Here is a 12,495-nt window from a genome sequence, read left to right as displayed (position 1 = left end):
GATTATGAAAGGAATTTCATGAATATAAAAGGCTTGCTATATGTAAAGGAGAGGACTCCAAAAGACAAATGAATGCACCCAGGTATACTTGTACACATTAAAAGACATGGATCGCCGTTGCTTTAAAGCTTAGGTAAACCTCTTTTCCCTCTTTAATCCCCATCTCTACAAGAGAAGAGCGGGTTATAAAAGCTCTAAGCTCAATTCCACCAATATCAAGGGTTACCCTCACCAGCGAGCCCAGATCTTCAACCGCTAACACCTTAGCTTTGAACTCGTTTCTTGCAGAGGTTTTTATGGGCTCATTGGATATAACGATGTCTTCCGGCCTTATTCCAACTCTCAGCTTCCCTTTAAACTCTCCCGGTAGCTCTATTGAAATTCCGTTTGCCCTTAATATCCTCCCTTCCGCAATCCCCTCTATTATGTTTTCAAACCCAAGAAACCTCGCGACTTCTTCATTTTTAGGCTTGGAAAAGACTTCCCTAACTTCTCCGGTTTGAATCAATTTTCCGTTCAGCATTACACCAACTCTATCCCCTAAACTGACAGCCTCTTCAAAAGAATGCGTTACGTGTAAAGCCGTGAAGCTAAGCTCCCTTCTCCAGCGTTTCATCTCTTGAATAAGCTTAGCCCTAGTTTGAACGTCCAGATTCGCAAAAGGCTCATCAAGAAGTATAAGCCTTGGCTCCAGTACTAAAGCCCTCGCAATGGCAACCCTTTGAGCTTCACCGCCGCTCAGCGTTTTTGGTTTTCTGTGCAAAAGATGTGAGATTTCAAGAATCTCTGCAATCTCCTTAACCCTCCTATTGATTTCATTTTTTGGAATTTTTCTGAGCTTCAATCCGTAGGCTATGTTGTCGTAAACTTTCATATGAGGAAAGAGGGCGTAGTTTTGGGGAATATAGGCTAAGTTCCTCTTCTCCGGTGGAAGAAAAGTTATCTCCTTCCCATCCATAAAGATTTTTCCAGAATCTGGTGTAAAGATGCCAGCGATGAGCTCGAGGAGAAGGGTCTTTCCAGCACCACTGGGGCCCAAAATTATGAAGTATTCCTTCGCTCTAACCTCAAAGCTGATATCTTTAAGATTGAACTCCCTCCACTCTTTGCTGACGTTTTCGACCCTAAGCATTTCTCGACCTCCCTACAATCCACCTTAGAACAACAAAGATGCTCAAGCTCAGCAGTACAAGGATAACGGAAATTGGCCTTGAAGCCCTCAAACCATAGTTGTTAAAGTACTCCATGACCAGAACCTGCGCAGTTTTTGGGTAATATGCAACGATTAGAATCGCACCCACTTCGCTTATCGCCCTTGCCCACGTCATTATGGCACCGCTCAAGATAGAGGGCATCGCAATGGGAAGCGAAATCGTCAAGAATGCCTTAAGCCTACCCGCCCCTAAGGTTCTTGCCACATGCTCAAGCTTCTCATCTACCGCCAAAAACCCGTCTCTGGCAGCATTGATTGTGAAAGGTGCAGAGACAAAAAGCATTGCCATTATTATTCCGAGATAGCTGTCCAAAATTTTGTTTGAAAATGTCACAAGAAGCATTATGCCAACAACAGAGTGTGGGATAACTATTGGGACGTCAACAACGGCCTGAACAAAACTCTTCCCCACAAAATCTTTCCTTGCGAGTATATAGCCAAGGGGAACTCCAAAAAAGAGAGAAATAACCATTGCAGCCGTGGACGTTAGGAGGGAATTCCTAAGAGCCTCTAAGACAAGATCATCGTGGAGAACATTTATAATCATCTCCCAGTCCAAAAGCTGCTTTCCTATGATAACGGCTAACGGAAGGAGAATGTACAGAACAAGGAACGTGCCAAGCAGAGCGAAGAACCATGTTACGTAATCCCTCATATCCTCACCTCTAAAGAAAAAGATAAAAAGTTTAGCCTTCTACCTTCACCTCATCTTTGATCTCCTCCGGGATGTTTCCAAATCCAACAGGTGGCCATATGAAATCCTGATAGTTCTTCTCAAAAATTTCCTTGCCCCTTTCGCTCAGCAAGAACTTCAGGTACTCTAGAGCGAGCTCCTTATTGGGAGCATCTTTTAGGACTGTCACCCCATAAACAATTGGTTTTGCTTTGATCGTTTTTCCTGTTGAGCCTAGAGTTATTGAAACCTGCCCATAATAGTCTGCTAGAGTAAAGTCCTTCAGGTTGATCTCTTTGGGCAACTCAACGAACTTTAAGCCGTGCTGCATTGCGACACTTTTGTAAATGAAATAATAATCCAAACTACCGCTCTCCACTAAGCCAGTTAAATCCGTTTCCTTTGGTCTTATAATAACCTTGTCAGTCTTGATTTGAATCTCCTTTGGGGCAACTATGTGGTTTCCTTCGGCATAGATGTTGGTGTTTCTCTCTACTAAAGTTTCAAAAATCGGCTTCCCATAATAGATATCGGCAAGCTTCATTACCATAACACTTCTATAACCACAAGGGTCTTGATTGGGGTCACTGAATCCAAAGGAAACGTCTTCTCTTGCCAGAATCTCGTACCAATTGTTAGAGTTGATTTCATCGGCGTACTTGCTCCTATCGGTAAAGGCTATGACTATCTCATTGGTCGCAAAAAGGACGTAAAAGTCCGTATAGTTGGGCACCAGCAACTGAGGGATTAGGGTGTAATCTGCAAGGGCAATGATATCGGCTTTTTTCCCCAAATCTGTGACTTTTCTAACGGCCATAACACTTCCGCTAGCCTCTGCTTGAATTTCCACATCATAACCAAGGGTCTTAGCGTATTCCCTGAAAGCTTCGCTGACGTCTTTTAAGGGCTCGCTCAGAGAGCCAGCATGGAAAATCTTCAAAGTTGATTTTTTAAGTTCCGTTTGTTCTGATGAAGGGGCAATACTTTCCTTCGTTCCAGTGTCCTTAACTTCATTCCCCCCAATGCAGCCGCTGGCAATTACCGCAAGAAGGAAAATTCCTATGAGAATCAACGATGCCCGCTTCATAACACCACCAAAAGAATACTCAACTTTGGGTATTTAAACATTTTGAGTAAATAAATGTGTTGAAGTTAAACTAGCTCGCTTAACTCCAGAAGGATTTTATACCTAAACTAACTAAACTTCTAAAGGTGGGAGAATGAGAATGGTGCTTATTGATGGGGAGCACTATCCAGATGTAACTGCGTGGGCTATAAAACAGCTCGGAGATGTATGCTGTGCAGTGTTTTTGGGAGGCACGGAAAAGATAGGCGATATGAAATCCTTGGAGGAAAAAATAGGGGTTAAGCTGTACTACGGTAAAGACTACCTTCTTGAAATCGAGAAAGCCATTAGGGAGAACAAAATTGAGGAAGTCGTTGACCTGAGTGATGAGCCCGTGCTAAACTATGAGGACAGATTTAGAATAGCGGCAGTGCTCTTAAAGAACGGTGTAAAATACAAGGGTGCTGATTTTGAGTTCTCTCCCAAGAAGATGATAAAAATAAGCAAACCTAGTATTACAATACTAGGGACCGGCAAAAGAGTTGGAAAAACAGCGGTAAGTGGTTTTGTTGCAAGGACTCTAAAACAAATTACAAAGCCCATAATAGTAACAATGGGCAGGGGAGGACCAGAAGAGCCGGAGATAATTGAGGGAGATAAGATAGAGATAACTCCCGAGTTTCTAGTAGAAATTGCGGAGTCAGGGAAGCATGCCGCATCCGATCATTTTGAAGACGCTTTAACGGCTAGAGTTTTAACCATCGGATGCAGAAGATGCGGAGGCGGAATGGCAGGCTTTAGCTTTTTCGATATCGTTGACAAAGGGATAAAACTCGCGGAGAAGCTTGAAGGAGATATAGTGATACTTGAAGGAAGCGGCGCAACTTTCCCCGCGGTTAAGGCAGATAAATACATAACCGTCGTCGGTGCAACTCAGAGAATTGAGTTCATAAGGAGCTATTTCGGACCCTTCAGAGTGGGACTTGCGGACTTAATCGTGGTCACACTTGCCGATATGGTAAGCAAAGAGAAGCTTGAAGAGCTCCAAAGAGTTTTGAGGGAAATAAACCCAAAAGCTGAAGTTCATGTAACGGCCTTTAGGTCAAGACCTTTGGGGGATGTAAGGGGCAAAAAAGCCCTCCTTGTTATGACTGCACCTCCAGAAGGACTTAAAAAAGCCGCGAAGTACTTAGAAGATCATTATGAGGTCGAGATAGTTGGAAAAAGCCCAAACTTAGCAAACAGAGAAAAACTCAGAGAGGACTTGAAACGCTTTGATAACTACGATACGGTTATAGTGGAACTGAAAGCAGCTGCCGTAGACGTGGTTACAAGGGAAGCCCTCAAGCATGGAAAGGAAATAATATACCTAGACAATGAACCGGTGAATATAGACGGAAAGGACTTGAAGGAAGCTGTTTTGAAAATCGGAAGGGAGCTCAAAGGTGAGGGCAAATGATAATCGTTGTTGATCCCGAGAAGAAAACCAAAATACCCTTTTCACGAGGAATCTTAACTAGATCAATAACTTCTACCGGCGTTGACGTTGGGATAGCCTATTCAATAGCAGCAGAGATAGTAAAGGAACTTGAGAGAAAAAAGGTAAAGGTAATCACCAAGGATGAAATCCGGAAGATGGCCTATAAGAAGCTCTTGGATCATGGGCTGAAAGATGCCGCTAGGAAGTATCTTTTCTGGCATGAGCTTAGAAGGCTGAAATATCCAATGATAATCCTCCTTGGAGGAGCAACTGGAGTTGGAAAGTCCACGCTGGCCACGGAGTTAGCTTTTAGACTTGGGATAAGGACTGTAATAGGAACTGACACCGTTAGAGAGGTAATGAGGAAAATAATAAGCAAAGAGCTCCTACCAGCGATCCACACTTCCTCATTTTTAGCATGGAGAGAGCTCAGAAACTTGCCAAAAGATGTAGATCCTCTAATATACGGGTTTGAAAGTCAAGTACGATATGTAACCGTAGGAATTAACGCAGTTGTGGAACGTTCATACAAGGAGGGTTTCAACACGATAATAGAGGGAATTCACTTAGTTCCAGGATATGTGAGCCTAAACGACAGGAGTTTTATGTATCTGATAACTGTAAAAAACAGCGAAGCACTTGAAGCGAGATTTTACGAAAGAGCCCGTTACAGCCTCAGACCAGCGGAATACTACGTGAAGAATATCGATAACATAATGCACATCCAAGAGTATCTAATCGAAAAAGCGAAAGAATACGGGATTCCGATTATAGAGAACATCGAACTTGAGCAGTCTATAAATTCCATAATGAATAATCTCATGGAGGAAATACCAAAGCGGCTTAAGGAGAGGGGTATTGAGCTTTCAATTTAAGGACAAAACTCTTTTATCTTTTTGAGACCAATTAATTTTTGAGAGCTTTTATGGTGATCCCAATGGATGAAAACGCTCCTATCAAAGTATATATGACAAAGAAGCTTATAGGGGTAAGACCAGAAGACACTGTTCAAGAGGCATGCAAAGTGATGGTGGATTTTGACATTGGTTCTCTGGTAGTTATTGATGAAAAAGACAATGTTGTGGGTTTCTTTACAAAAAGCGATATTATTAGAAGGGTAATCGTTCCAGGCTTGCCCTACACGACCCCCGTAAAGGAGATAATGACAAAAGACCTCATTACCGTAGACACGAATACACCGCTAAAGGAAGTGCTGAAGATTATGGCTGCAAAGAGAATAAAGCACATATTGGTGAGGGAAGAAGGAAAAGTCGTCGGGATTTTTACACTGAGTGATTTGCTCGAAGCAAGTAGGAGAAAGCTCGAAACTTCAATAGCAGCGGAGTGAGGGATATGAAAATAGCCCACATAAGTGACACCCACATAACCAGCGGAGAAGCCTACAAGGGCTATGCCTACGATTTAATAGCCAACGAAGTCAATACACTAGACTATGATATAGTTATTCACACGGGAGATGTGACAAACGAGGGATTGAGGGAAGAATACGAGAGAGCAAGTTATGAACTAAAAAAGATTCAGAAGCCTTTAATCGTCGTTCCCGGAAATCATGATGCAAGAAACGTCGGTTATGAACTCTTTGAGAAGTACATAGGCCCGTTAAATGGGGTTTACGAAAAAGACGACCTCGTCATAATATGGGTAGATTCTACGATCCCTGACTTAAGTGATGGAAGAATAGGGGGCTACAAATTCCACTGGCTCAAAGAAAAGCTTGAGGAGTATTCTCACAAAAAATTCAAGATCGTTGCTTCCCACCACCATTTAGTTCCCTTACCGGACACGGGGAGGGAAAGGAATGTTTTATTCAATGCCGGCGATGTGTTGGACTTACTTTTAAAGCACGATGTTAACCTTTATATCTGCGGGCACAAGCACGTGCCCAATATCTACAAAGTTGAGGGGCTTGTTGTGGCAAATGCCGGCTGCACCTCATGCAGAAAGACCAGAAAAGGTGACGTAAACAGCTACAACATAATCAAAATCAAAGATGATGGAAAAATCTCGGTAAGTATAAAGCGGGTAACGGGAGATATCACAAGAAGAGAGTTTAAAATCAAAAAGCAAAGGATTTTTGTTCCAAAAAAGAGAAGATTGTTAAGAATCGTCCAGATGAGCGAGAGCAATGTTTCAGATAGGGTTTATTTCAGAGAGAGAGTTTTGAAAAACGCAATTAAGGCTATCAACGAGAAGTACAAACCAGATTTAGTCATACACTGCGGAGACATGGTAGATGTCGGAACCGAGAGATATTATGCAAAAGCTTACGAATTCTGGGAAAAGATTAAGCCAGAGAAGATTATAGTGCCCGGGCACAACGACATTACCTATCTCGGCTACGACCTCTTCAAAGAGTATTTTGGAGAGCCAAAAATTCTGGAAATGGAGAATTTTGCATTCATTCCAATAATTTCAGCCCAATATGAGACTCCTATAGGAGTGGTTGGGAGAATAGGCCAGAAGATTTTGAGAAAACATCTACAGGAACATGAAGAAAAGTTCAGAGCTGTAATAATGCACCACAACATAATTCCAATACCTAAAAGCAGAGAGATAGGATTTTTAGAAGATGGGGGCAATGTTTTGAAGATATTAACAGATGAAAAAGCAAACTTAGTTCTGACCGGTCACGGTGGCAACACATTGGGAATAAAAGTCGAAGAAACACCAATAATAAACGCAGGGTCAATAAGCTGGGAGCTCCACAGAAATCCCTTTGGAAACTCCTTCAACTTAATAGACATCTATGAAGATATGATAGCGGCGTTTGAAATACAGGCAACATGGGGATCAAGAAAACTCCTCGGAATATGGAAAATAAAAACAAAAGTGCCATGGGCTTAGCCAAAGAAGGCGCCCATCATGTCCATCTGCTCTTCAGAGAAGCCCTTAACTTTGAACTCGGGCATCTTAGGAATAAGTTCCTCGTATTTCGTCTCATCTATTTTCTCAACTTCTGTGCCCTTCACATGAAATGCCCTTAAAGTATCCTCTGACCTGTATGCAACCAGAAATTCCTCGCTTTCTATATTTTCGAAGTTCACAAAGATAGCGTTTCCTCCTGTATAGGGCTTTTTACATTTAAAGGGAAAGCTTGCAGAGTTCAACATTGCATCTCCAAGGGCAAAGTTAGCTTTTTTGCCGTTTATCTCCGTCCAAAATGGTTTTCCCTCAAAGTCCCCCTCAACAACTACGAGAGTTTTCTGCCCATCAAACTCTATAATCGGTGCACCTTTCTTCTCAAGGATATCAAAGAGCTCTTCAATTGTTTCAGCGTTTTTTAAACTTGCGACAAATCCTTCCACTTTCATTCCAAATCCTCCATTTTCTTTTCAAAAACAAGTAACCTAAAGGGTTTATAATCATTCCTCCTCTTCTATGAATTCTCCTTCCTCTCCTTTTTCGTTGGAGAGTTCTCTCAGGCGATCAATTCCAGAGCCTACGGCTATCAATATGTCCCCCTCTTCAATTTTCTCGTCCTTGGAGGGGTTGTAAATATATCTTCCTCCCCTCTTTATTGCTATTAACCTTACACCCACTTTAGTTGGAAGCTTAAGCTGTTTGAGGGGTTGTCCTATTAGTATTGACCCCTTGTTAACCTTTATGCGTCCTATTTCTTCATCAACATCGTGCATTATTTTCCTTATTATAGGGTGAGGCTCAACATCCCTGAGAACAAGGTCTGCTATCTCATAGGCGGAATCGCTTATCTGCTCGTTTATTGTAGCCATCTCAATTATACTTAGGAGCTTTTCGGGATTTTCTTCATACTTGGCAGCCCTCAAAGCAAGTTTTTTGACTTTTAATGTGAGCTCATCCATTTTTTCTTCCAGAATATAAACCTCATCGGCTATGTCCTCACTATCGTACATGACTGAGGAGAAGGCAAGGTCAACCATAAGAGAAGAAAGGTTTTTCATTTCTATGAGACAATCTTTTATCTCTTCAAGCTCTTTCATCACCAACCACCCTGATAATTCCTCTCGCAATTTCTTTAAGGTGTTCAACAGACGTGTGAGTTCCCCTTCCTATCAAAATATCTCCCGGCTTTATCTTGAAGTCCTTATCCGGGGCAAAAATCCACCTTTTACCCCTTTTCACCGCTATTATCCAAACCCCGGTGTTTGTGGCAAGGTCAAGCTCCCCAAGTGTTTTTCCTACGATGACAGAATCTGCAGAGACTGGAACCTTTGCTATTACTTCCTCGCTTTCCATAATTGCCTCTGTAATAACTGGATGAAGTTCAACTCCTTCAAGAACCATCTTTGCAAGGTCTCCAGCGGCGTTTGAGATGTCCTCTATTGAGTTTGCCATCTGCAGAACAGAAGTTATCTGCTCCGCCTCCTTTGGATTTCTTGCTGCCAAAACAGCGTGTGTCATAAGGTGGTAATTAAGGAGATCCATCCTCTCCTCAAGATCGAGCACTTCCTCGGCTATCTCTTTATCCCCGAAGAGGATTGCTGTGTAAGCAAGATCAACCATGAGCTCGACGATGTTTTTCATCTCAATGAAAATTTCTTTAACGCTCTTAGGCTGATACTCAAACTCCTCAAACTCTTCCATCCCTTTGTCCTCCCCGTTTTTATCTCATATCTCATTTTCTTTTAAGGTTTTCTTAGACTAAACAATCAGATGAGCAACCCCCACAGTGAAGAGGGTGGAAAATATATCTGCTAAAGTTGTTATCGTTGGAACAGTGGCATTATCGGGGTCTAAGCCAAGTCTATCAAAGATTATTGCGAGGAAGTATCCAATGAACATGTTAAACAAGACCAAGAGGGGATAAAGAAAAATAAACGGGAGAACAAGTCCAATGCTCTTTCCCAAGCTTAGTTTTACCACACCTATTGCCACTAAGTTCATTAGAACTGCTATGAAAAAACTCGTCACAAAGTACACAAAAATATCTAGTATAGAATCCCGGTTGAGAAAGCCCTCAATTTCCCCAAGATGAAGCTTCGTTGAGGTTTTTGCTCCAATAATTGATCCGTAGTTTCCAGCAGTGCCAAGTATTGCAGGGTACATGACGCTGAACACAACAGAAGCATAAATAATTTCGCTGTAAGATTCAAGCAGTCCTCCCGAAATGCTTGAAAGCAATGCTAAAGCCCCAATAATTCCTAGAATTTCTCTAATCATGCGCTTCTCTTCATTTTCAAATTTTGTTTTGATGAACATAGCTAACAAAAGCAAAAACGCCAAAACTACTAAGCTATCGAAGACATGGGGAATATCTTCATAAAGGAGAATAAATAACACCAAAAAAGGCATTGTGACGAGATCTCCAGCGGAAGTTACCAAAGGTGCCGCCACGGTGTCTGGATCAATGCCCTTCTTGAAGGGCAATACGGTGGCAAGTGCCGTTGCATAACCCATTATCAAGCTTACGAAAATAGTCGAAGTTAGAACTATTAAAAGCACAATCATTCCGGATATGGCGTTTCCCACTTTAAGAACTCCTATAGCCCACAGTACAATAACAGGGAGGAGAGATAGGAGAATGCTCAAGAAGATGTTTTTCACAACATTTTTATCTCTCAGCTTTGGCTCCATCTCACCTAGATGGAGCATTGTAGTAAAGCGAGAAGCCATTGCGCCAAAAATGTTGCCTCTCAACCCCATAAGTCCCGGGAGAATCACGAATATGACCGGGTAACTCAGCATAATCTTTTCAAAAAATCTACCCAAGAACGCTCCGGCAAAGAAGTCCATAAGAAGACAAACTATTAGCGCTGGAACTGCTATCAATGCTTCTCTGAATTTCTCTGAAAGCTCCCTTCCAAGAACTACTTGGAGGCTTTTCATATTCCTCCCCCCTCATTTCTGCTCCCTCCTTGCCACTGTCTTTTACCTTACCGAGTAACTCTCCGAAAAGTCATATAAAAAGGTTTTGGTGACCCTAACCGAAGAAAAAAGAAGTAAGAGACGAATTTTCTTATATGTTAGCTCTTTTCTAGCTGGAATGGGGATATATAGTCTCCATACTTCTCCTTCGCCTTTAGGAGTCTTTGTCTTTCTTCCTCTAAAATCTTAAAGAGCTCTTCTGGGATGTTGCCAACATCCTTGTAAATCTTTTCAATCCTTTCTATCTTGGCAATGAACTCGGGAACTCTGATGGTAAACTGCTTTTCATAGTCTTCTCTGCTGTAATCCTTGTTGAGGACTTCCTTAAAGAGTCTCTTCAGGTCTTCGTATTTTGGAATGTATCCAACGGGAGTTTCTATTGCATTAACATCCCCATGAACCCTAAGCTCCATCCATTTGAGCCACACTGCCTTGTCGAGCTTATGATTCAGCCATCTGCCGTCTTTATCCCTAAGGAAGTAGTTAACGGCAAATATTTTCGGCTTTATCCTTAGCTTTTTCTCGAATTCAAGATAGTTCCTAAGATAGTCCCCAATATGAACGCTCAGGAAATCCAAAATAGCCATTGGATTGAATGCCCTCACTCCTTCCTTTCCAAGGGTGGCTGCGGTTGTTTCACTTTCCAACGCCGCTCCCATAGTAATGACTCCATGCGCCCAGTCAAATGCTTCCCTCACCGGGGGCCAGGTATCTGCATCTCTGCCACCAAATATCATGCCACCGATTCTAACGCCACAAGGAGCTTCAAGGGCTTCTAAATCAACGTTTGGAAATGCCTGAAGGCTGACTGTGAAGCGAGCATTTTTGTGGCTCGGTGGTATCTCGTTACCCTCGGCATCTTTCTTTCCTTTCCACCACTTCCCGCTGTGATTTTCTCCCTCGTCTGGAATCGGAATGCCCATGTCGTTCCAGTAGGGCTTTCCATCTTTAACGAGAACGTTCGAGAAGATTATCTCGTTTGGTGAGTGAAGAACCTGCCATATTATTGGGTCATCCTCCTGGTTGACTCCCTGGATTATTCCAAAAACACCCTTCTCGACGTTAGCCCCTCTGGCTTCACCTTTCATGTCAACTATGAACGTGAGGTCGTCGCCCACTATGTTCTCCCATGGAAGCATTGCTGTTGAGGTTTTGCCGCACATAGATGGATAAGCTCCTGTGAAATAGGTTTTTCTCCCATTAGGCCCGTTCACGCGCATAAGAAACATGTGCTCGCTCAACCAACCTTCTTGAACGGCTCTCCTAATCGTAAGCCTAAAGGCGAGCTTTTTGAGCCCTATTGTATTGCCACCGTACTGTGTGTTTGCTGAATAAACGGTCTCTCCTTCAAGGTCAATGTAAATCCTTCTCTTATCTATGTTCTTGCTGGTCTTTCTTTCGTCAAGTTCCCCCGCAGAATGGACAAACTTCAAAAACTTTGCATCTCTTCCAAGGCGTTTAAACTCCTCGTAACCTTTTCTGTAAAGGATAAACTCACTGTGAGCAACATATGCAGAATCGGTGAGCTGAACAGCGGGAATCGTGAAGATTGAGTTCTTAGGGCCGAGCACAAAGAAACATACAAACAGCTCCTTACCTTTTGCAATATCTCTCATGATTTCATGAATCTCCTTAAGCCCTTCTTCCCTGTCCATAGTATTTATGAACGGAATCTCCACCCCCTTAGGAACCAAGATTTTAGTCCTCGCTTTATCTCTAGCTTGATCGTAATAGCCATCGTAGTGGACGGTATGCCCTTCCATTGCGAGGGGCTTCTCCTCCCCGTATTCAATTGCCTTTCTCCTTACATAGTCCTCGTCTTCCTTCGAGTCTGTGCAAACAAAAACTTTTGCAGGATTCAAAAGATCAATGTACTTTGCCAAAAATTCATGGAGTTCGGGATTGTCAATTACCTTAATTTTCTCAAACTGTTCTGGCTCAAGTCTATTTTGAAGATATTCCAAAGGTTCCATTTACATCACCGTAAAAATTGTCATAATAACAAATTAAAAAGATTTCCACTAAAACCACGATACTGTCAGGATAAGCAGTGGGGCGTCAGGTTTAAATCTCAGACACTCCCTCAGAAAAAGAAAGAGGGGAATATGCAAGCTGAAACCATTATCCACTGGATGGTTTCAGCCTTAAAACCTTTTCGCCGAAACAAAATCCCACCAGAAAAGAAAATCAGAGCAACA

The 12,495-nt window shown here is 42.4% G+C and carries 12 protein-coding genes and 1 pseudogene; 5 read left to right on the top strand and 8 right to left on the bottom strand.

The window, feature by feature from the left end; translation table 11 throughout:
* Window positions 1–97: 97 nt before the first annotated feature.
* Genes wtpC through wtpA form a run of 3 tightly spaced genes read right to left on the bottom strand, consistent with a single transcriptional unit; the run spans window position 98 to window position 2,973 of the window.
* The gene (gene wtpC, locus NF859_RS03840; RefSeq protein WP_252743097.1) at window positions 98–1,132 is read right to left on the bottom strand and encodes a tungstate ABC transporter ATP-binding protein WtpC; all 1,035 of its coding nucleotides are present in this window, start codon (window positions 1,130–1,132) and stop codon (window positions 98–100) included.
* On the bottom strand, window positions 1,125–1,868 hold the full coding sequence (gene wtpB / locus NF859_RS03835; RefSeq protein ID WP_252743096.1) for a tungstate ABC transporter permease WtpB: 744 nt from the start codon (window positions 1,866–1,868) through the stop codon (window positions 1,125–1,127). Before wtpB ends, wtpC begins: the two co-directional genes overlap by 8 nt.
* A 31-nt stretch (window positions 1,869–1,899) precedes the next feature.
* Complete coding sequence (wtpA, locus tag NF859_RS03830; protein WP_252743095.1) at window positions 1,900–2,973, bottom strand: tungstate ABC transporter substrate-binding protein WtpA; 1,074 nt, start codon at window positions 2,971–2,973, stop codon at window positions 1,900–1,902.
* 133 nt (window positions 2,974–3,106) lie between these two features.
* Between wtpA and NF859_RS03825 the strand changes: the two genes are divergently transcribed.
* The 4 genes from NF859_RS03825 (at window position 3,107) to NF859_RS03810 (ending at window position 7,297) form a co-directional block, all read left to right on the top strand.
* Window positions 3,107–4,411, top strand: coding sequence for a 2,3-diphosphoglycerate synthetase (locus tag NF859_RS03825; RefSeq protein WP_252743094.1), 1,305 nt, complete (start codon window positions 3,107–3,109; stop codon window positions 4,409–4,411).
* Window positions 4,408–5,307 (top strand): 2-phosphoglycerate kinase, encoded by a 900-nt coding sequence (locus tag NF859_RS03820; RefSeq protein WP_004068208.1) that lies wholly within the window; start codon window positions 4,408–4,410, stop codon window positions 5,305–5,307. The genes NF859_RS03825 and NF859_RS03820 overlap by 4 nt, the downstream gene beginning before the upstream one ends.
* Window positions 5,308–5,369: 62 nt before the next feature.
* The gene (locus tag NF859_RS03815; protein ID WP_004068209.1) at window positions 5,370–5,780 is read left to right on the top strand and encodes a CBS domain-containing protein; all 411 of its coding nucleotides are present in this window, start codon (window positions 5,370–5,372) and stop codon (window positions 5,778–5,780) included.
* 5 nt (window positions 5,781–5,785) lie between these two features.
* Window positions 5,786–7,297 carry a metallophosphoesterase family protein gene (locus tag NF859_RS03810; RefSeq protein WP_252743093.1) on the top strand — a complete coding sequence of 504 codons (1,512 nt, stop codon included), beginning with the start codon at window positions 5,786–5,788 and terminating at the stop codon, window positions 7,295–7,297.
* Here NF859_RS03810 and NF859_RS03805 read toward each other — a convergent pair.
* From NF859_RS03805 to NF859_RS03785, 5 genes are all read right to left on the bottom strand, one after another.
* On the bottom strand, window positions 7,294–7,764 hold the full coding sequence (locus NF859_RS03805) for a hypothetical protein (RefSeq protein WP_252743092.1): 471 nt from the start codon (window positions 7,762–7,764) through the stop codon (window positions 7,294–7,296). The genes NF859_RS03810 and NF859_RS03805 overlap by 4 nt on opposite strands.
* A gap of 51 nt (window positions 7,765–7,815) precedes the next feature.
* Window positions 7,816–8,412 (bottom strand): potassium channel family protein, encoded by a 597-nt coding sequence (locus tag NF859_RS03800; RefSeq protein WP_004068212.1) that lies wholly within the window; start codon window positions 8,410–8,412, stop codon window positions 7,816–7,818.
* Window positions 8,399–9,016, bottom strand: a complete 618-nt coding sequence (locus NF859_RS03795) for a potassium channel family protein (protein ID WP_004068213.1) — start codon at window positions 9,014–9,016, stop codon at window positions 8,399–8,401. The genes NF859_RS03800 and NF859_RS03795 overlap by 14 nt, the downstream gene beginning before the upstream one ends.
* A gap of 57 nt (window positions 9,017–9,073) precedes the next feature.
* Complete coding sequence (locus NF859_RS03790) at window positions 9,074–10,258, bottom strand: magnesium transporter (RefSeq protein ID WP_252743091.1); 1,185 nt, start codon at window positions 10,256–10,258, stop codon at window positions 9,074–9,076.
* A gap of 137 nt (window positions 10,259–10,395) precedes the next feature.
* Window positions 10,396–12,270 carry a phosphoenolpyruvate carboxykinase (GTP) gene (locus NF859_RS03785; protein ID WP_252743090.1) on the bottom strand — a complete coding sequence of 625 codons (1,875 nt, stop codon included), beginning with the start codon at window positions 12,268–12,270 and terminating at the stop codon, window positions 10,396–10,398.
* A gap of 132 nt (window positions 12,271–12,402) precedes the next feature.
* On the opposite strand from NF859_RS03785, the pseudogene NF859_RS03780 reads away from it, so the two are divergent.
* A pseudogene (locus tag NF859_RS03780) lies at window positions 12,403–12,495 on the top strand (IS6 family transposase); the annotation flags it as partial.

This window comes from Thermococcus alcaliphilus (genome assembly GCF_024054535.1).
Lineage (GTDB): Archaea > Methanobacteriota_B > Thermococci > Thermococcales > Thermococcaceae > Thermococcus_A > Thermococcus_A alcaliphilus.
This window is presented reverse-complemented; position numbering and strand designations above follow the sequence as displayed.